The organism is Vibrio sp. RC586 (assembly GCF_000176715.1).
Taxonomy (GTDB): domain Bacteria; phylum Pseudomonadota; class Gammaproteobacteria; order Enterobacterales; family Vibrionaceae; genus Vibrio.
This window is the reverse complement of record NZ_ADBD01000013.1, coordinates 828,661-848,728: the sequence shown is the minus strand read 5'-3', so window position 1 is coordinate 848,728 and position 20,068 is coordinate 828,661. Positions and strand designations below refer to the sequence as shown.

At 45.3% G+C, this 20,068-nt stretch carries 18 protein-coding genes, 1 pseudogene and 1 other annotated feature; of the genes and pseudogenes, 15 read left to right on the top strand and 4 right to left on the bottom strand.

The window, feature by feature from the left end:
- Positions 1 to 522: 522 nt before the first annotated feature.
- The 3 genes from VOA_RS01710 (at position 523) to arcB (ending at position 5,777) form a co-directional block, all read left to right on the top strand.
- Complete coding sequence (locus VOA_RS01710) at positions 523 to 1,461, top strand: TIGR01212 family radical SAM protein (protein WP_000550136.1); 939 nt, start codon at positions 523 to 525, stop codon at positions 1,459 to 1,461.
- Positions 1,462 to 1,528: 67 nt separating this feature from the next.
- The gene (locus VOA_RS01715; protein ID WP_032468386.1) at positions 1,529 to 3,295 is read left to right on the top strand and encodes a diguanylate cyclase domain-containing protein; all 1,767 of its coding nucleotides are present in this window, start codon (positions 1,529 to 1,531) and stop codon (positions 3,293 to 3,295) included.
- A 124-nt stretch (positions 3,296 to 3,419) separates the two neighbouring features.
- Positions 3,420 to 5,777, top strand: coding sequence for an aerobic respiration two-component sensor histidine kinase ArcB (arcB, locus tag VOA_RS01720; RefSeq protein WP_000803857.1), 2,358 nt, complete (start codon positions 3,420 to 3,422; stop codon positions 5,775 to 5,777).
- A gap of 57 nt (positions 5,778 to 5,834) precedes the next feature.
- Here arcB and arcA read toward each other — a convergent pair whose 3' ends face one another.
- The gene (arcA, locus tag VOA_RS01725; RefSeq protein WP_001194426.1) at positions 5,835 to 6,551 is read right to left on the bottom strand and encodes a two-component system response regulator ArcA; all 717 of its coding nucleotides are present in this window, start codon (positions 6,549 to 6,551) and stop codon (positions 5,835 to 5,837) included.
- A gap of 315 nt (positions 6,552 to 6,866) precedes the next feature.
- Between arcA and VOA_RS0118720 the strand changes: the two genes are divergently transcribed.
- Both VOA_RS0118720 and VOA_RS01730 read left to right on the top strand, forming a co-directional pair.
- Positions 6,867 to 7,256, top strand: coding sequence for a DUF3293 domain-containing protein (locus VOA_RS0118720; RefSeq protein ID WP_000590003.1), 390 nt, complete (start codon positions 6,867 to 6,869; stop codon positions 7,254 to 7,256).
- A gap of 22 nt (positions 7,257 to 7,278) precedes the next feature.
- On the top strand, positions 7,279 to 7,764 hold the full coding sequence (locus VOA_RS01730; protein WP_001204900.1) for a putative 4-hydroxy-4-methyl-2-oxoglutarate aldolase: 486 nt from the start codon (positions 7,279 to 7,281) through the stop codon (positions 7,762 to 7,764).
- On the opposite strand, the gene VOA_RS01735 is transcribed toward VOA_RS01730, so the two are convergent.
- Complete coding sequence (locus tag VOA_RS01735; protein WP_000853772.1) at positions 7,761 to 8,234, bottom strand: hypothetical protein; 474 nt, start codon at positions 8,232 to 8,234, stop codon at positions 7,761 to 7,763. The genes VOA_RS01730 and VOA_RS01735 overlap by 4 nt on opposite strands.
- A 238-nt stretch (positions 8,235 to 8,472) precedes the next feature.
- Between VOA_RS01735 and thrL the strand changes: the two are divergent.
- The 4 genes and pseudogenes from thrL (at position 8,473) to thrC (ending at position 13,383) form a co-directional block, all read left to right on the top strand.
- Positions 8,473 to 8,585 (top strand): annotated as a pseudogene (gene thrL / locus VOA_RS20450) (thr operon leader peptide).
- Positions 8,521 to 8,639, top strand: a sequence feature (Thr leader region). (Overlaps the previous pseudogene by 65 nt.)
- A 30-nt stretch (positions 8,640 to 8,669) precedes the next feature.
- A complete protein-coding gene (gene thrA / locus VOA_RS01740; RefSeq protein ID WP_001264637.1) occupies positions 8,670 to 11,129 on the top strand; it encodes a bifunctional aspartate kinase/homoserine dehydrogenase I in 2,460 nt (819 codons plus the stop codon).
- A gap of 20 nt (positions 11,130 to 11,149) precedes the next feature.
- Complete coding sequence (gene thrB, locus VOA_RS01745) at positions 11,150 to 12,106, top strand: homoserine kinase (protein WP_000118012.1); 957 nt, start codon at positions 11,150 to 11,152, stop codon at positions 12,104 to 12,106.
- Positions 12,103 to 13,383, top strand: a complete 1,281-nt coding sequence (gene thrC / locus VOA_RS01750; protein WP_000780990.1) for a threonine synthase — start codon at positions 12,103 to 12,105, stop codon at positions 13,381 to 13,383. The genes thrB and thrC overlap by 4 nt, the downstream gene beginning before the upstream one ends.
- 80 nt (positions 13,384 to 13,463) lie before the next feature.
- On the opposite strand, the gene grcA is transcribed toward thrC, so the two are convergent.
- A complete protein-coding gene (gene grcA / locus VOA_RS01755; protein WP_000614136.1) occupies positions 13,464 to 13,841 on the bottom strand; it encodes an autonomous glycyl radical cofactor GrcA in 378 nt (125 codons plus the stop codon).
- Positions 13,842 to 14,186: 345 nt separating this feature from the next.
- Here grcA and nfo point away from each other — a divergent pair, with 345 nt between their 5' ends.
- The 4 genes from nfo (at position 14,187) to VOA_RS01770 (ending at position 16,760) form a co-directional block, all read left to right on the top strand.
- Positions 14,187 to 15,041: a deoxyribonuclease IV gene (nfo, locus tag VOA_RS01760; protein ID WP_000273049.1), complete on the top strand. Its 855-nt coding sequence runs from the start codon at positions 14,187 to 14,189 to the stop codon at positions 15,039 to 15,041.
- A 78-nt stretch (positions 15,042 to 15,119) separates the two neighbouring features.
- Positions 15,120 to 15,242 carry a hypothetical protein gene (locus VOA_RS20355; protein WP_269667656.1) on the top strand — a complete coding sequence of 41 codons (123 nt, stop codon included), beginning with the start codon at positions 15,120 to 15,122 and terminating at the stop codon, positions 15,240 to 15,242.
- Positions 15,243 to 15,439: 197 nt separating this feature from the next.
- Positions 15,440 to 16,120, top strand: coding sequence for a uracil-DNA glycosylase (gene ung / locus VOA_RS01765; protein ID WP_000004492.1), 681 nt, complete (start codon positions 15,440 to 15,442; stop codon positions 16,118 to 16,120).
- An 88-nt stretch (positions 16,121 to 16,208) separates the two neighbouring features.
- Positions 16,209 to 16,760, top strand: coding sequence for a hemerythrin domain-containing protein (locus VOA_RS01770; protein ID WP_032468423.1), 552 nt, complete (start codon positions 16,209 to 16,211; stop codon positions 16,758 to 16,760).
- A gap of 69 nt (positions 16,761 to 16,829) precedes the next feature.
- Here VOA_RS01770 and VOA_RS01775 read toward each other — a convergent pair whose 3' ends face one another.
- Positions 16,830 to 17,009: a DUF3545 family protein gene (locus tag VOA_RS01775; RefSeq protein ID WP_000343857.1), complete on the bottom strand. Its 180-nt coding sequence runs from the start codon at positions 17,007 to 17,009 to the stop codon at positions 16,830 to 16,832.
- Between the two features lie 693 nt (positions 17,010 to 17,702).
- Here VOA_RS01775 and VOA_RS01780 point away from each other — a divergent pair.
- Positions 17,703 to 19,133 (top strand): alanine/glycine:cation symporter family protein, encoded by a 1,431-nt coding sequence (locus tag VOA_RS01780; protein WP_032468385.1) that lies wholly within the window; start codon positions 17,703 to 17,705, stop codon positions 19,131 to 19,133.
- 164 nt (positions 19,134 to 19,297) lie between these two features.
- A complete protein-coding gene (gene yaaA, locus VOA_RS01785) occupies positions 19,298 to 20,068 on the top strand; it encodes a peroxide stress protein YaaA (protein ID WP_000909776.1) in 771 nt (256 codons plus the stop codon).

Sequence of the window (20,068 nt, the reverse complement as noted above, 5' to 3'; positions counted from 1 at the left end):
CCCACTACGCTTCATGCAGCATCCGCTGAATTAAGCGCTCGGGTGATACGTCCTGTCCTTTTTTGTTTTGAGTGAAATCTGCTTAGGGAGCAGATCCGCGTCCTTTCCGTCTCTCACAGGAAATATATTGTGAGAAAGACAATCCTTAGTGACATTCCTGTTGTTGAGCCACTTTACTAGTGGATTCTTTTGGTAGGTATGGAATGTCACCGATAGTCTGCCGAGTTTTTTGTAATTAATTGAGCAAAAAAGCACGGAAAACTGAAAGTATCCTACAATTTTGCTGGCGCAAATTCCAACGAAAAGTCTGCGGATTGGTTTATTTTTTTACAGCAAGGTGAATGTTTTGTTTAACAATGCAGCAACAATATTCAAATAGTGTTTGCTTTATGCCTATTTATTGATTTGGCTTCGTTTGAAATCAAACGCGAGGGATTAAAATTTGTGACGAATTTGATTGGAAATGTAATTAAATTACACGGATGGTAGTGAGAGATATTTGTATTTAGATTGGGCTAACACATGCATCTACATCAACTGGTGAACACCATAGGTCAAGATTTACAACGTCGCTATGGAGAGAAAGTTCATAAACTGACGCTCCATGGGGGGTTTAGTTGTCCAAATCGAGACGGTACGATTGGCCGTGGTGGCTGCACTTTCTGTAATGTGGCCTCGTTTGCCAATGAAGAGAGCCAGCAGCAGAGTATTCAAGAGCAGTTGAAAGATCGGGCGGGGGAGATCAAACGCGCCAAAAAATACCTCGCTTATTTTCAGGCTTACACCAGCACGTATGCGGAAGTGCAAGTGCTGAAATCGATGTACGAACAGGCTCTAGAAGAAGCGGATATTGTGGGGTTGTGTGTGGGCACTCGGCCTGATTGTGTGCCGGATGCAGTGCTTGAGCTGCTCGCCGATTATGTGCAGCAAGGTTACGAGATTTGGTTGGAGCTTGGGCTGCAAACCGCGCACGATCACACCTTAAAACGCATTAACCGCGGGCACGATTTTGCCTGTTACGCAGAGATCACAGCCAAGGCGAGAGCGTTAGGCATCAAAGTGTGTACTCACTTGATTGTTGGGTTGCCCGGTGAAGGACGCTGTGACAATCTCGCCACATTACAACAGGTGCTTAGTGTGGGAACGGATGGTATCAAGTTGCATGGTTTGCACATTGTGGAAGGCAGTACCATGGCCAAAGCGTGGCGAGCGGGGCGTTTAACTGTGCTTGAACAGGATGAGTATGTATCGATTGCCTGTGAAATGATTCGCTCAACGCCACCGCAGATTATTTATCATCGTGTGTCTTCGGCGGCCCGTAGACCAACGCTACTTGCCCCGTTGTGGTGTGAAAATCGTTGGTGGGCGATGACTGCAATCGGCAAAACTCTTGAGATTGAGGGGCCACAAGGCTCGCTGATCGGTGAGCCATTCAAGTATGTAGCTCTTAGTCTAAAGTAATAATCCACAGCAAAAATATGTAATCTTTTGTACTATTTACACTGTCTATTAATAAAAAAGCTATTACATGTCCGGATCGATCTCTGAGTTTTACATGATTTTGCTTACTATCGGGGGGATGCTCGGTGGCGGTTTGCTGCTTTGGTTAGGGTGGTACAGCCATATTCAGCCTCAAAGATTAGTTCGATTATTCCACAACTCTCCTTCAGGTATTTTGCTGGTGGGGGAGCAATGTGTGCTGCAGGCCAATTTGGCTGCGTATTTATTGTTGGGCATTCGCCTTGTGGGTCGCCATTATCTGTTTTCTTCAGAGTTGGGTAAGGATGATGAGCAAGCTTTCTATCGAGCAATTGAAAGCAGTGGGCAGCAAAAACGCTCAGTTTCTTTGCTTTGGCCAGTGCCTGATAACAATACCAACACATTAGAGGTCTCGGCCACTTTACTTCATCGCTGGCCCCAAAAAGTATGGTTAGTGAATGTGATTAGTTTGGATTGTCCAAACAACGATATCGCACAAGAGCGACATTCATTTGCTATGGCGCGTACCGCGCTCGATTCTCTGTCTGAGCTGATTTTTATCAAAGATACAAACGATCAATTAACAGCCACTAACCGAGCGTTTGATCAATTTTGGCAAGGTAGAGAAGAAGAGGGGAGCTCTACTTTTAAAGGCATTATGAAAGGTCGCACGAGCCAGCGTTGCTGGACTGTGACACCGGATGGACGTAGCTGTCTTTTAGAAACCTATCAACGGGTATTGATGTCCCCTGATGGCGAAAATATTGGGTTACTGGGGATTAGTCATGATGTGACCGATTGGTACAACATGCAGTGTCAGTTAAGAGAAGAGATGGAAAAACGCCGTGATACTGAGGTGGCATTGGCACAGCGTGATACCATTTTGCAAAATATCCTCGAATCGAGTCCTGATTCGATAGGTATTTTTAATGAAAATATGGTGTACCAAGCTTGTAACCAACCATTTGTGGAGGCACTTGGTATCGCTGAAATCTCTGATTTAGTTGGAAAACGCTTACAAGATGTGATCCCTGAACATCTCTATTCACGGCTATCCGATACAGATAGCCAAGTGCTACATGAAGGAAGATCACTGCGCTATATCGATAGAATCGAACGACCAAATGGTCAGTCGGTGTGGTTTGATGTGGTGAAATCGCCATTTCGAGATCCCGCTTCTGGCACGAATGGAGTGCTGATCATGGCGCGTGACGTCTCCGAACGTTTTCTTGCCGCTGAGCAATTAGAGGTCGCGAACCAAGAGTTAGAACGCCTGAGCTTTTTGGATAGTTTGACCCAAGTTGCGAATCGACGTCGTTTTGATGAGCAGTTGCATACACTCTGGCATCTACATGTTCGAGAAAATCACCCGTTGAGCATTATTCTTTGCGATGTGGATTTCTTTAAAGATTACAATGATGCTTATGGGCATTTGATGGGGGATGAGACACTTAAACAGGTGGCGATTGCCTTTACTCAAGTGGCTAATCGCCATTCCGATTGTGTGGCGCGTTATGGGGGGGAAGAGTTCGGTATTCTACTGCCCAATACTCCACAATCAGGCGCGGTAATGTTGGCTGAGCGAATTCATCAAAAAATTCGTTCATTAGCAATCCCTCATTCCCATTCCAAAGTCGCTGATATTATCACGGTAAGTCTAGGGATAGTGACGCACATACCGCAACCCAATGATCTTCCCGAACAGATGGTAGCGTTAGCTGATCGCGCGTTGTACCAAGCCAAAACCAATGGACGCAATCAAACCTCTATTTATACAGAAAGTGATCAACACACCCTATTTCTCAATCACTTGTGAGACTCATTGAACTCTGAAAATTGAGTGCTTAGCACGGAATATCGAATGGTTTGGGAGTAAGAGTTGCTAACGTTTGCTCTGGAAAAAGGCTAGACTAATGGCTCTTTATCTGACGGAGCAGTAAATGAAACCGATGAAAAATCTTGCCCAGTACTATGTGGATTTATTGGTCAAGCTAGGGATTTTGCGTTTCTCCATTCTGTTGGCTCTCGCTTTAGTTGCGTTGGCGGTGGTGGTGCAAGTTGGCATCACCTTGATCCTTAATGGCTTTGTTGATGATATCGACATTATCCGCTCCGTATTCTTTGGGTTACTCATCACGCCTTGGGCGGTATATTTCCTCTCTGTGGTCGTGGATCAACTTGAGGAGTCTCGTCAACGTCTCTCGAAATTGGTTTCCAAGCTCAAAGATATGCGTTCGCGCGATCAAGAACTTAATCAAAAGCTTCAACAAAACATCGTGAAATTGAATCAAGAAATTGAAGAGCGAATTAAGGCGGAAGAAGCACGCGAAGAAGCCATGCTCGATCTTGAAAATGAAGTGTATCAGCGCGAGAAAACCCAAGTGGAACTCGCCGAACGAACCGCATTGCTGCGTTCTTTCATCGATGCCTCCCCCGATTTGATCTATTACCGTAACGCTAAAGGTGAATTTTCAGGCTGTAACCGAGCTATGGAAGAATTAACCGGCAAACGTGAAAGCGAATTGGTGGGATTAACTCCATGGGATGTTTACCGCAAAGAAATCGCCCAGTCGATCGTAGAAACCGATCAGCAAGTGTTTAATAACAATAGTTCTATAACTTATGAACAGTGGCTGGAATACCCTGATGGCCGTAAAAGTTTCTTTGAGCTGCGTAAGGTCCCTTTTTACAGTAAAGATGGTCGTCATCTTGGTTTGGTAGGCTTTGGGCGTGATATCACCGAACGTAAACGCCATGAAGAATCACTCGAAAAAGCCAGCCGTGATAAAACTACTTTCATCTCTACAATAAGCCATGAGCTGCGTACGCCGCTCAATGGCATTGTCGGCCTCAGTCGAATGTTGCTTGATACGCCATTAAGTGGTGAACAACGCAAACATCTGCAAACCATTAATGTCAGTGCGGTGACCTTAGGCAATATTTTCAATGACATTATTGATATGGATAAGTTTGACCGCCGCAAGCTAGAGCTTTTCCCTGCCGCACTCAACTTCGAAGAGTTTGTAGCTGAGCTCGAAGTGCTCGCCGCTTTGATGGCTGAGCAAAAAGGGCTGCGTTTTGATTTAGAACGTTTGACTGACTTACCTTCATTAGTGGAGGTTGATGCCACTCGCTTGCGTCAAGTGCTATGGAATCTGCTCAGTAATGCAATGAAATTCACTAAAGAAGGTGGCGTTGTAATGACGGTCAGCGCGGAATGTGATGAACAATATGCTGATATCACCATTGAAGTTGAAGATACAGGGATTGGTATCCCTGAAACTGAATTGGAAAAAATCTTTGCTATGTATTATCAGGTCAAATCAGGCAAAGATAATTTACATGCGGTAGGAACAGGAATTGGCTTAGCCGTATCACGTCAGTTGATTAAGTTGATGGGGGGGGATATCAGCGTCAACAGTGAAGAAGGATTTGGCAGTACCTTTACCGTAACCATTCGCGTGCCGCTTTTGGTTGAAGTGTCCACCACGGTTGAACCCCAAGAGCCGCAAACTCAACTGAATATCTTCATGGTGGAAGATATTGAACTGAATATTACCGTTGCTCGCTCATTACTCGAGAGCCTGGGGCACACAGTTACAGTCGCAATGACCGGTGAAGACGCCATCCAGCGCTTTAACCCGACTGAATATGATTTGGTGTTCCTCGATATTCAATTGCCGGATATGACCGGATTCGATATTGCTCAATATTATCGAGCTCACTACTCCTCATTACCCCCACTCGTGGCCTTAACGGCCAATGTTTTGAAAGATAAAGAAGAGTATCGTAAAAAAGGGATGGACTCTGCGATCAGCAAACCTTTATCTGTTGCCGCTGTTCGCGAAGTGATAGCCAAAGTTAGCAATAGTCTTGAATGTGATGTTCCTTCTATCGAAGTTACTTCGACGCCAAAAGAACTGCCCCAGGATATATATCAGCAATTACTAGATCTCGAGATGCTGCAATCCTATATCGAAATTGTTGGGTGCAACCCCGTCATTGATAGCGTGACCTTATTTGAGCAGTCTATGCCTGCTTATCTTGCGGTGTTGGATTCCAATATGGTCGCCAAAGATAAAGATGGGATTGTCAGTGAAGCGCATAAAATCAAAGGTGCAGCGGGCTCGGTAGGGCTAAAGCGGATCCAAAAAATCGCGCAAAAGGCGCAGTCACCAGAAGCTCCGGCATGGTGGGAAAACATCAGTGATTGGGTTGAAGAGATCAAAAATGAATATCAATCGGATATTGCGCTATTAAGGCAGTGGCTTACTCAGCAAACGAACTCAAATCAGTGATAAAAAAAGCCCCTAGCCATCGGCTAGGGGCTTATCTAATTAGGTATAGAGAAGAGATTAATCTTCTAAGTCACCACAGAAACGGTAGCCTTCACCGTGAATGGTTGCAATAATTTCAGGTGTACCTGAAACTGATTCGAAATGCTTACGAATACGGCGGATTGTCACGTCCACAGTGCGGTCGTGTGGTTTTAGTTCACGGCCAGTCATCTTCTTCAGTAGATCCGCACGAGTTTGGATTTTGCCCGGATTTTCACAGAAGTGCAGTAGAGCGCGGAACTCAGAACGTGGCAGTTTGTAGCTATCGCCATCAGGGCTCACCAGTGAGCGGCTATTGATATCCAGTTCCCAACCATTAAACACGTATTTTTCAACGCTGCGTTTTTCTTCTTGCGTGGTGCCTGCGTGCATAGAGCGGCTTAGCAAGTTACGCGCACGAATGGTTAATTCACGTGGGTTGAATGGTTTGGTGATGTAATCATCTGCACCGATTTCTAGGCCCAGAATCTTATCCACTTCATTGTCGCGACCAGTCAGGAACATGAGCGCTACATCCGCTTGCTCGCGTAATTCGCGTGCTAACAGTAGGCCATTCTTACCTGGCAGGTTGATGTCCATAATCACCAAGTTGATTGGATAATCGGACAGCACTTGGTGCATCTCTTCACCATTGCTGGCCTCAAAAACAGCGTATCCCTCTGCTTCAAAAATACTCTTAAGAGTGTTACGAGTTACTTGCTCGTCTTCGACGATAAGGATCTGCGGGGTTTGCATTAGCGTTACCTAAACTTGTGAAAAAATCGTGCTAGTAGAACTCATTCTAGGCAAAAAGATTACATACCGATGGTTAATGTTAAAAATAAGATAAAAAACTAATTAACATCACTACTTTTTGTCCGCCATCCTTGGTGTAACTAGTTTGTGAGCACTCCAGTTCTCAAGAGGTTCTACTAGTCTATGGGGCGGATTCTATAATGTTAACAGCATGCTAACAACGCCAGAATGTTAATTCCAATCACTTTGTTGATTTACATCAAGAGTTAGAATGTAACAGATATTAAGAACAATAACGAGTTGTAAACTTACCAAATGATCAAGATAGACGCTAGCCTTTGGCTGAACTACCAATCGGTGAAGTTTTCCTTTGAAAAGCCAGTGAACTGGTCGTTTTATTGCATAATTACCGCATGGAACCCTAGGAGTATTCGCTTGTCAGATGATGAGAATTGCGTAAATAATCAACGTTTACAGCAATGCTTGATCGATTATGATTGGGTGAAAGTGAGGGTAGGAGACGCTCAATTTCAGTGGTTTGAAGACAGTTTTGCGGTAGTCATGCCGCTTTCAGAAGCCCGATCGCTGGCGCAGAGATTTGCTCAAAACGCGATTTATTTTGTACAAGATGGGGAGCTTTATCTCTGTTCTTGTCTTAACGATTGCGAGCTAGATCTCGGGCCAATCCGAAATCAACAAATCTGAAAACTAAAATCATGGAGGAATGATGAGAGATATAACCCCAGATCTGTGCGATAAGTACGAATCGCAAGTAACTTTACTTAACCTACCACTGCAAAATTTTGGTCAACGCAGCGCATTTTGGGGAGAGATTGTGACTGTTCGTTGCTATCACGATAACTCAAAAGTCCGTGATGTTCTGAGCCAGAATGGTAAAGGTAAAGTATTGGTCGTTGATGGTCATGGTTCATGCCATAAGGCATTAATGGGAGATCAACTAGCCATTTTGGCCATAAAAAATGATTGGGAAGGTGTGATCATTTATGGCGCGGTGCGCGATGTGGTCGCGATGTCTGAGATGGATTTGGGAATCAAAGCGTTAGGCGCTTGCCCATTCAAAACAGAAAAACGTGGTGCTGGGCAGATCAATGTAACATTAACCATGCAAAATCAGATCGTAGAACCGGGTGATTATTTGTACGCGGATTGGAATGGCATTCTGATGTCAGATACACAGCTTGAAGTGATTTAGAAGCGAAAACCGATACCGAACTCGACACCTTGCTGCCATTCTTGGTAATCCAGTGTGGCATGCAAGTCGAGATTTTCTTTCAGCATTAATCGACTGGAGAGTTCTGCTGATAGCGCGTTTTCCTGAGAGTTTTTACCGCTGTTGTCCGATTTCGATAAGGATAGTGTTCGTAATGTGCTTTTAAATGAAAGCCGATCGGTAAACTGATAACGAATTCCACTGAGCCAACCGTTCTCAGTACGGTTAGGGCTGCTGTTGATGCGAGCTCCTACATACCAATCAATATCGTCAAAGAGGTTGTAAGAATAACCACTATCAATCGTCCAGCTATCAAAACCTTGGCTACTATTATCGCTTGAAATAAATAATTTGTGTGGCGAAGCGCTGTTTTCTGTGGGGAGGGCTGGCAGTGTTTCCGCCCAAGAGAGAGGAGTGATGAAGACTATCAGGAGTAACCCCAGAGTTTTCATTTCTATCCCTCATGTTGCGTATTGAAATTGATTGTTAAGCTCAATTTAAGCATAAAAATAGAGAAGGAACAGGTCACCTTTTATAGCAATTTGTTATTTCGATATAAGCAGATTGTTGGTAGCACACGATCCGATTACGTGAATTGGAAAATGCATTACATAATCGTGAATTCTTCAAAGAGTAGATAAAAAAATCAGATTTTCGTTGACGAATTGAACAAAAATAAGTTAAACGTATTTGCAAGCAAACACACAGATAGACAGAAATCCGTTATGTTGAATCACAGCCTAATCGTAATGACCACCATTATTACCATTACCGACACATCGCATGTTGGGGCAGGCTGCTGAGCGAAAAATTTCACAAAAAAGGCCTGTATCCCAACCGATACAGGCCTTTTTTTATACCCGCTTTTAGAGCATTTGGAGGAAGGGATGCGAGTATTAAAGTTTGGAGGTTCATCGCTGGCGGATCCGGAGCGTTTTCTACGCGCCGCTGACATCATCGCCAATAATGCCCAACAGGAAGAGGTGGCTGTTGTCCTCTCAGCTCCGGGCAAAACCACCAATAAACTGGTGGCGGTGATTGAAAGTGCGTTAGCCCGAGGTGACGCGGAACCGCAAATTGTGGAGCTGGAAAGTTCTTTTTATGCCTTGCTTGATGGTATTAAAGCCCAGTTACCGAATTTGAATGAAAGTGCTTATAAGCAGCAAGTCGACTCTTCTATGAGTCAACTGCGCCAGTTTGTACACGGCATTACCTTACTAGGGATGTGTCCAGATAATGTCAATGCTCGAATTATCAGCAAAGGTGAGCGAGTCTCCATCCAACTGATGAAAGCGGTGATGGAAGCCAAAGGTTTACCCGCCAATCTGGTTGATCCCGTTAAATACCTACTCGCTAAAGGAGATCACTTGGAAGCTATGGTCGATGTGGAAATCTCGACTCAGCGTTTCAGACAATCTCCATTGCCACAACAGCATGTCAATATCATGCCTGGTTTTACTGCGGGTAATGCGCAAGGTGAATTGGTCTGTTTGGGGCGTAACGGTTCGGATTATTCAGCCGCTGTACTGGCTGCCTGTTTACGTGCGGATTGTTGTGAAATCTGGACGGATGTGGACGGTGTGTATAACTGTGATCCACGTTTGGTCGATGATGCGCGTCTTCTGAAATCGCTTAGTTATCAAGAGGCAATGGAGCTTTCTTACTTCGGTGCATCTGTATTGCATCCTAAAACCATTGCACCGATTGCTCAATTTCAAATCCCTTGTCTGATCAAAAACAGTTTCAACCCACAAGGTGCAGGAACCTTGATCGGCCAAGACACTGGCGAAGATAAACTCGCGATCAAAGGCATTACCACTCTGAGCAATCTCACTATGGTCAACGTTTCTGGTCCAGGAATGAAAGGCATGGTGGGGATGGCGAGCCGTGTATTTGGCGCGATGTCAGCGGCCGATGTGTCGATTGTGCTTATCACTCAATCCTCTTCGGAATACAGCATCAGCTTCTGTATTGAAGCGCAACATAAAGCTTTGGCACAGCAAGCTCTGGCGGAAACCTTTGAATTGGAACTTAAAGATGGTTTGCTTGAGCCGGTTGAATTTGTCGATGATGTCGCCATCATCACGCTAGTCGGTGATGGTATGCGCACGTCACGCGGCGTGGCCTCGCAATTCTTTGCTTCACTTACTGAAGTGCACGTCAACGTAATTGCGATTGCCCAAGGCTCTTCTGAACGTGCTATTTCTGCGGTGATCCCAGATGATAAGATTTCAGAAGCGATCAAAGCCTGTCACGAAAACCTCTTCAACTCTAAACATTTCTTGGATGTGTTTGTGGTCGGTGTTGGCGGTGTGGGCGGTGAGTTGGTGGATCAAATTCAGCGTCAACAAGCTAAGCTTGCGGAAAAAGGCATCATGATGCGCGTTTGTGGCCTCGCTAACAGTAAAGGCATGTTGCTTGATAGCCAAGGCTTACTGTTGGAGCAGTGGCGCGATCGTATGGTCAATGCAGATCAAGCGTTCAGTTTAGATAACCTAGTGGCCTTGGTGCAGCGTAATCACATCATTAACCCTGTGTTGGTGGATTGTACTTCCAGTGGTGAGATTGCCAACCAGTATGCGGATTTCCTCGCAGCGGGTTTCCATGTCGTTACCCCGAATAAGAAAGCCAATACCGCTAGTATGAGTTATTACCATCAGTTGCGTAATGTGGCTCGTCACTCGCGTCGCAAACTGATGTACGAAACCACGGTTGGCGCGGGGTTGCCAGTTATCGAAAACTTACAAAACTTGATTGCTGCTGGGGATGAGCTGGAAAAATTCAGCGGCATTCTTTCCGGCTCGCTATCTTTTATCTTCGGCAAATTGGATGAAGGCATGACCTTGAGCCAAGCAACGCAGCTTGCTAAAGAGAAAGGCTTTACAGAGCCAGATCCGCGCGATGATCTCTCTGGTATGGATGTGGCGCGCAAGTTACTGATTTTGGCGCGTGAAGCAGGGTACGAATTGGAGCTGAGCGATGTGGATGTTGAACAAGCACTGCCCGCTGGCTTTGATGCTTCAGGCAGTGTTGAGGAGTTCATGGCTCGTTTAGCGCAGGCCGATGCCGCGTTTGCCGAGCGAGTGGCGCAAGCCAAAGCCGAAGGCAAAGTGCTGCGCTATGTGGCGCAAATCGTCGATGGCCAGTGCCAAGTGCGGATTGTCGCGGTTGATGAAAACGATCCTATGTTCAAAGTCAAAGAAGGTGAAAACGCGCTGGCTTTCTACAGCCGTTACTATCAGCCAATCCCATTGGTATTACGTGGTTACGGCGCGGGTTCTGAAGTGACTGCTGCAGGCGTGTTTTCAGATGTGATGCGTACACTCGGTTGGAAATTAGGGGTTTAATAGAAATGAGTTCAGGTGACATGAGTGTTGTGGTGTACGCACCCGCTTCCATTGGTAATGTCAGTGTTGGTTTTGATGTATTGGGGGCCGCCGTGTCCCCGATTGATGGCACGTTACTCGGCGATCGAGTGAAAGTGGAAGCTGGCGCAGAGGCTTTCACACTGAAAACGGCGGGGCGATTTGTCGATAAGCTTCCCGCTAATCCGAAAGAAAACATTGTGTATGACTGCTGGCAAGTATTCGCGCGTGAGCTAGAGAAAAAGTCGGTGGTACTGAAGCCGCTGACCATGACGCTAGAAAAAAATATGCCGATTGGTTCAGGATTGGGCTCCAGTGCTTGCTCGATTGTCGCGGCTCTGGATGCGTTGAATCAGTTTCACGCCAGTCCGCTTGATGAAACCGAGCTTCTGGCTCTGATGGGGGAGATGGAAGGCAAGATCTCTGGCAGTATTCACTATGACAACGTTGCTCCCTGCTATTTAGGCGGTGTGCAGCTCATGCTTGAAGAGCTTGGCATCATCAGTCAATCCGTACCGAGTTTTGATGACTGGTATTGGGTGATGGCCTATCCGGGGATCAAGGTGTCTACGGCGGAAGCGCGTGCCATTTTGCCTGCGCAGTATCGCCGCCAAGATATCGTGGCGCATGGCCGCTATCTGGCAGGATTTATTCACGCTTGCCATACTCAGCAGCCTGAATTAGCGGCAAAAATGATCAAAGACGTGATTGCCGAACCCTATCGTGAGAAACTGCTGCCGGGTTTTGCCAAAGCACGCAGCTACGCCGCGTCGGCAGGCGCACTGGCAACGGGCATCTCGGGCAGTGGTCCGACTTTGTTTAGCGTGTGCAAAGAACAAGCGGTGGCTGAACGTGTGGCACGTTGGCTTGAGCAAAACTATGTGCAAAATGAAGAAGGATTCGTCCACATTTGTCGCCTAGACAAGCAAGGTTCGAAAGTAACAGGAAGTGAGCTATGAAGCTGTACAACATAAAAGAAAATGATGAACAAGTCTCCTTTGGTCAAGCCGTTCGCCAAGGGTTAGGTCGCAATCAAGGCCTATTTTTCCCAGCACAATTACCGAAGTTTGACGATATTGATGCTCTATTGGCTGAGGATTTCGTCTCTCGTAGCAGCAAGATTTTATCGGCATTGATTGGCGATGAACTCCCTGCGGATAAAATTCGCGCTATGGTGGATTCCGCTTTTCAATTCGCCGCACCGATTGCCAAAGTGAAAGAGGGGGTTTACGCGCTCGAATTGTTCCACGGGCCAACGCTGGCGTTTAAAGATTTTGGTGGCCGCTTTATGGCCCAGTCTCTGGCGGCGGTCTCGAACGGCGGAAAAATCACGATTTTGACCGCAACTTCAGGGGATACCGGCGCTGCTGTTGCGCATGCTTTTTATGGCATGCCAGACATCAATGTGGTGATCCTCTACCCGAAAGGCAAAATCAGCCCATTGCAAGAAAAGCTGTTCTGCACATTAGGTAAAAACATTCACACCGTGGCGATCAATGGTGATTTTGATGCTTGCCAAGCGCTAGTGAAACAAGCTTTTGATGACGCAGAGCTGCGCCAACAGATAGGTTTGAACTCCGCCAACTCGATCAACATCAGCCGTTTGATGGCACAAATCTGCTACTACTTTGAAGCTGCTGCGCAGTTGAGCAAAGCTGAGCGTGAAAATCTGGTGATTTCAGTACCAAGCGGTAACTTTGGTAACTTAACCGCGGGGCTGTTAGCCAAAGCACTGGGTTTACCGGTGAAGCGCTTTATCGCGGCAACCAATGCCAATGATACGGTGCCACGTTACTTGGAAACAGGACGTTGGGAACCCAAACCCACGGTAGCGACAACGTCAAATGCGATGGATGTTAGCCAACCGAACAACTGGCCGCGTATCGAAGAGCTCTGCCAACGTATGGGATGGGGCTTAGAAACGTTAGGCAAAGGCGCCGTTTCTGACGAGGAAAGTGCACAAGCAGTACAAGAACTTTATGATCTAGGCTACTTGTGTGAGCCACATGGTTCGATTGCTTACCGTGTATTGGAAGAGCAGCGCCAGCCGCAAGAAACGGGGCTGTTCTTATGTACCGCGCATCCCGCCAAATTCAAAGAAGTGGTGGATGACATTCTAAGTACAGACATTGAACTGCCAGCACCGCTTGCTAAACATGCAGCGATGGAGTTGCTCTCACAAGAACTGAATGCCGATTTTGTAGCGCTGCGTGCGTTACTGCTGAATGTGAAATAATCAGCGGATCTGAGAAAGCGAAGATAATAAAAAAACGGTGCTCATTGAGCACCGTTTTAGTATGGATTCTTTACTGACGATTATAGAGATTCAGTGAAAGTACGCGCGATAACGTCGCGTTGCTGCTCTGCAGTCAGAGAGTTAAAACGCACTGCGTAGCCAGAAACGCGGATAGTCAGCTGTGGGTATTTTTCTGGATGAGCAACGGCATCTTCCAGAGTTTCACGCTTTAGTACGTTTACGTTCAAGTGTTGACCACCTTCGATGCGTGGTGCCGCTTCGATCGCGACTTCACGGCTTTCGAATTGACCAAGATCGTTGATGCTAACCACTTGATCAGCTTCAAAGCCTTTCAGCGCAGCAACACAGCGTGCTTCATTCTTTTCACTATCGAGCAACCAGATTGAGTTCAGTAGGTCATCGTTAGCAGCTTTAGTGATTTGGATACCTTGGATCATCGCTTTCTCCTAGTCCACATCAAGTGGCGTTATTGGTGTTAATTTTCAGATCTTGTTGAGCTGGCTATTATATAGCAAATATCCACATGCTTAATATTGATTTGTGTCAATTTACAACAAAAAACCATTTTTAAATTAAGGTTTGATTTTTGATTTGTATCAATAAATGCTTTAAAAACAGTGATTGGAAATTTTATTTTAATTAATCAAAAATAGTTAAATGAAATTTTGTTGTAAATTTACTACATTATTGTAATCAAACTTGACCAGAACTCGATAAAATCAGAAAGTTATTCGTATGAACTGAAAGTCCGAAGTCATTTAGCAACAATAAGAAGTCGTGTTATGTATGAGAAGTTAATTGGGGCGCATGTTTCGGCCTCAGGTGGTGTTGAACTCGCGCCAGTTAGAGCGCGCGAAATCGGGGCGAATGCGTTTGCCCTGTTTACTAAAAACCAGCGTCAATGGGCAGCTAAGCCTCTTGAAGCAAGTAGCATTCGTGCTTTCAAAGCAAACTGCAAAAAATGGGGGTTCACCAGTGAGGCGATTTTACCGCACGACTCTTATCTGATTAATTTAGGGGCTCCGGAGCCCGAAAAGCTCGACAAATCACGAGCCGCTTTTGTTGATGAAATGATACGTTGTGATCAGTTAGGGCTAACTTTGCTTAACTTTCACCCAGGTAGCCACTTGCAGCAGGTTTCAGAAGAGGCGTGTTTAGCGACGATTGCTGAATCGATCAACTTGGCTCACAAAGCTGTGCCGAATGTGATTGCAGTGATAGAAAATACCGCTGGGCAGGGGAGTAACTTAGGTTGGCGTTTTGAGCATTTGGCGGCAATTATTGACCAAGTTGAGGATAAAGAACGGGTTGGAGTTTGCCTCGATACTTGCCACGCCTTTGCTGCAGGTTATGACTTACGTACTAAAGCAGCGTGTAATGAGACTTTCGCTGAATTTGAACGGGTGGTCGGGATGCACTATTTACGCGCAATGCACATTAATGATTCAAAAGGTAAGCTCGCTAGCCGTGTTGACCGTCACCATTCATTAGGAATGGGGGAAGTCGGTTGGGAGTGTTTTGAATATATCGCGCAAGATGCTCGATTTAACGGTATACCCCTAATTTTAGAAACGATTGATCCAGAAATATGGGCGACCGAGATCGCAACACTGCGCAAATTTTCTGAGCAAAAGTAAAAATAATCAGCGAGTTTCACAGATTTGGCATCTTTTTTTCATCATGCTCAGGGTCAGCGTTGTAAGAAGGATGCCGCTATGAACACATTTGCTAGCTCAGCTTCGCCTAGTTCCAAACCTGCCGCTCGTCGTCCAGTCCCTAATCGACATGTTAACGGGCAAGGTCACCATCGTTCACCTCAACCACAGAAGCCGAATTAAGGCTTATTTCATTCGCAAACCCAAGTGAACATTTCTCACATTTTGCCCCACCTTTTGAGCAAACTGAAAGGTGGGCTAACAATCTATTTCTTGGTGTTTTTGTCCCTCATTTGCGATTGGTTATGGAGGACTTACCTGCATCTTGATAGGGTTTGGGTATACAATACTGCCGTTGATCATAATTTGTAGGTATTGATATGTCTGAATCACTCACTTGGCATGATGTCATTGGTAAGGAAAAGCAGCAGGATTACTTTCAGCAAACCATGCAATTTGTTGAAAGTCAGCGTCAGGCCGGAAAGGTCATCTACCCACCGGCAAAAGATGTGTTCAATGCGTTTCGGTTTACTGAATTTGGCGATGTCAATGTCGTGATTTTAGGGCAGGATCCTTACCACGGTCCAAATCAGGCTCATGGTCTGTGTTTCTCTGTATTGCCAGGTGTCAAAACGCCGCCGTCTTTAGTCAATATCTACAAAGAGCTGGCACAAGACATTCCAGGATTTCAAATTCCTCAACATGGTTACTTGCAAAGTTGGGCGCAGCAGGGCGTATTGTTATTAAATACCGTATTGACCGTTGAGCAAGGGATGGCGCATTCGCACGCCAATACGGGATGGGAAACATTTACCGATCGCGTGATTGATGCACTAAATCAACATCGTAGCGGTTTGGTTTTTTTACTGTGGGGCTCTCATGCACAGAAGAAAGGACGCATGATTGATCGCCAGCGTCACCATGTATTAATGGCGCCTCATCCATCTCCGCTTTCTGCACATCGAGGTTTTTTAGGGTGTCAGCACTTTTCTCAAACCAATCAATTACTTTCAAATCAATGCCTTAAGCCAATAGATTGGCAGCCACAACTCGAAGTTTAATTTGATCGGTGTTTTTTCGACCAGTTTCAAAGCTGAGATATCAATCCTTATGTACACTTTAGATTAGTAAAGTATGGAGATTGATATGATGATGATGGAACGAATTCGCCGTGAACACAGTTATATGGTGCGGTTACTGTCGATTTTACGCCATAAGCTAGATTTGGTGAAAAGCGAACAACCCATTAATTACAGTTTATTGAAAGAGATCATTGATTATTTAGCGAGCCATTCAGAAAAAGTACATCACCCGAAAGAGGACATTCTTTATCGACACTATATGGTGAAGTATGGTGACGAACAGCAAGTGGCTAATCTGGAGCAAGAGCATCAGGCTCTATCGCAAATCACCCACCAATTTTTAAATGTTATGGAGATGATCCTCAATGATGCTGTGGTGCCGCAAGATGTATTTATTGAACAACTTGAGGCCTTTATTCAAGGGCAAAAACGGCATCTTGAGCTTGAAGAGCAGTCAATCTTACCTTTGATTAATCAAACGTTTGGATTGGATGATTGGCAAGTGGTCGAAGCGCAATGGCTAGAAACGGATGATGACCCAGTGTTTGGTGAAACCATCGCTGAGCGTTATGCTCATCTAGCGCGGCGAGTTCGTAAAAGTGAAAGTGAATGTACTTAAGGAAAAGGGATTTCGCCGAGAGCTTAAAAACAAAGGCACGTGTGTCACGTGCCTTTATCGTTCAATTCTCTAGATTTTGATGTCATCAGCATCGAGGCAGACATCCATCTCTAACAGCTCTTTCTCAAGCCGTTTGCGATCTCGAATCGCTTCAATTTCGCGCCACATCCGTTTCACCGGTTTTGAACGGCTAGTACGAATTTTAGAGATTTCCATTTCCAGCAGCTGATCAAAGTGCAGTTCGTCCATAAGTCGCCTCATTATTGTTGTCATCATTCCCTGAGTGCTCTCTAAATAGCACATCTTGCCGAAGCGTAACTTTGATTTGTTTCTCATTTGTTTCGTTTCTATGAAGCTTTGATGAGCTTTTGAACAGAGTTTCACATTTTTAGCGGGGCGTTATCGATGAAGAACTAAACAACTAACAAAGGCAAACGATTAGCTTTGTGCTTTTTTCATGTTGAACAAATGTTATTTTTTCCGTTTTTCTGACCTGTCTCGATTTTTTTTTAGTCACTTAAGCAAGTTGCATGACCGCAAGCTGACATAAAGATCATGATTCAACTATGGTGACACGATTCCCAAAGGGTGAGATTCCATTGCTGGAATGTACAATGCGCGTTCAATAAATGAACGGTGTTGTGATTTTTTTATGTTTATTTTGTTTTGTATTTGTAGCTTAATTTCTTTTTTAGATGTTAATGAAACGTGTTTTTAAGGTGAAAAATAACATTTTAATGAAACATGGCTCATATTGATTTTTGCTTGGTGAGGTTGCATTATCCGCCCGTCAAAAAAATAGGCTGGGTGCTTTTCGAGGCCTCTTCTGCTCGATAGTGCCAAGACATACACGGCAAAAAGATAAACTCAATACTATATCCGTGTAACAGAAACTCTTATTCATCGGGGTAAGAGCAGCCCATCACTCAATACGAGGTTCCTGTGACAGACTTAATTAACTTAATGAACGACCTACTATGGGGTTCCATCTTGGTTTACCTATTGGTTGGGGTTGGTATTTACTTCACTCTACGATTGGGTTTCATCCAATTTCGCCATTTCACTCATACTTTCACTGTTCTGAAAAATAGCCGCAAGGCGGATAATGCGGGTATCTCTTCTTTCCAAGCTTTATGTACCAGCCTTGCCGCTCGTGTTGGTACGGGGAATATGGCGGGGGTTGCTGTTGCTTTAACTGCCGGTGGCCCTGGCGCCATCTTCTGGATGTGGTTGATTGCCATGTTAGGTATGGCGACTTCTTTCGCGGAAAGTACATTGGCGCAGCTGTACAAAACCCGTGATAAAGATGGTAACTACCGTGGTGGTCCTGCGTACTATATGGAGAAAGGCCTTGGTATGCGTTGGATGGGGGTGCTGTTCTCCATCTTCCTGATCATTGCCTTTGGTCTGGTGTTTAATGCCGTTCAAGCCAACTCCATTACTAACGCAATGAAAACCGCTTTTGGCTTTGAGCCTATGGTGATCGGTGTCGGCATCGTATTGCTGACCGCATTCGTTATTTTTGGTGGTATTCGTAAAATTGCACGTACGGCTGAGCTAATTGTTCCTTTTATGGCGTTTGCTTACCTTGCGATTGCCCTGTTTGTTGTGCTGATGAACTATGAGAAAGTACCTGATGCGATCAGTCTAATTTTCAAAAGTGCCTTCGGTTTACAAGAAGCGGCTGCGGGTGGTTTAGGCTATGCGATTGCGCAAGCCATGATCAACGGTGTGAAGCGTGGCTTGTTCTCAAACGAAGCGGGTATGGGTTCTGCACCTAATGCAGCAGCCTCTGCAACACCTTACCCACCACACCCTGCGTCACAGGGTTACGTGCAGATGTTGGGGGTATTTATCGATACCATCGTTATCTGTACTGCGACTGTGGCGATTATTCTGATGTCGGGCGAATACGTGCCTCATGGTGAGCTGACAGGGATTGAATTAACTCAGCGTGCCTTAAGTTCACAAGTGGGTGAGTGGGGAAGTATCTTCATCGCGTTTGCGATCTTCTTCTTCGCGTTCACTTCAATTATTGCGAACTATTCATACGCAGAAACTAACCTGATTTTCCTTGAGCACAACAATAAGAAAGGCTTAGTGCTGTTTCGTCTCGTGTTCTTAGGTATGGTTATGTTTGGCTCGTTGGCGACATTGCCAACGGTATGGGCGATGGCGGATGTCTCGATGGGCTTGATGGCGATTGTGAACTTGGTGGCTATCCTCTTGCTCTCTGGCATCGTGATTAAACTGGCGAAAGATTACAACCGCCAATTGGATGCTGGTAAAGTGCCAACGTTTGATGCTAATGATTATCCTGAACTGAAATCTCAACTTGAAGATGGCATTTGGGATAATAACAAGGCGTCATAGAAACGACCGATATTAGAAATTGAAAAAGCCATGCAGACACTGCATGGCTTTTTTTGTACCCTAGTTTGCGTCATCTTATAAATACCCTAATCACTTGGAATTACAGTAAGTACTGTTGTTTCACATCGATTGGGGAACAAGCTCAACAGAAGATAGGAATTACTATGCTGATTGTCGTTTCACCTGCGAAAACGCTGGATTATGAATCGCCCGTTTCCACCTCAAACTTTACGCAGCCTGAATTGACGGAGCATTCGGCAGAGTTGATCCAAGTGTGTCGTACGTTATCTCCGAGTGACATCTCTGCATTGATGAGTGTCAGTGATAAAATTGCCGGACTCAACATCGCCCGTTTTGAACAGTGGAGCGAAACCTTTACTTTAGACAATGCTCGTCAGGCCATTTTTGCTTTTAAAGGCGATGTTTACACAGGGCTGGAAGCGGAAACGTTGTCTGAAACCGAACTTGAGTTTGCTCAGCAACATTTGCGCATGCTCTCAGGTCTGTATGGTGTGTTGCGCCCACTCGATCTGATGCAGCCTTATCGTCTGGAAATGGGAACCAAGCTCGCGAATGAACGCGGTGCTAACTTGTACCAATTCTGGGGTAACATCATTACCGAAAAACTCAATGAAGCGATCCAAGCGCAAGGCGATAATGTGCTGGTGAATTTGGCTTCTAACGAGTATTTCAAAGCCGTCAATCCGAAGCGATTGGATGCCAAAATTGTGACGCCAATCTTCAAAGATGCCAAAAATGGCCAATATAAAATCATCAGCTTCTACGCTAAAAAAGCGCGTGGCATGATGGCGCGCTACATCATTGAAAATCGAATAGCTTCAGTTAAAGCTTTGGAAAGCTTTAATACGGCTGGCTACTATTTTGTTGCCGAAGAATCGACACCAACGGAGCTAGTGTTTAAACGCGAAGAGTAA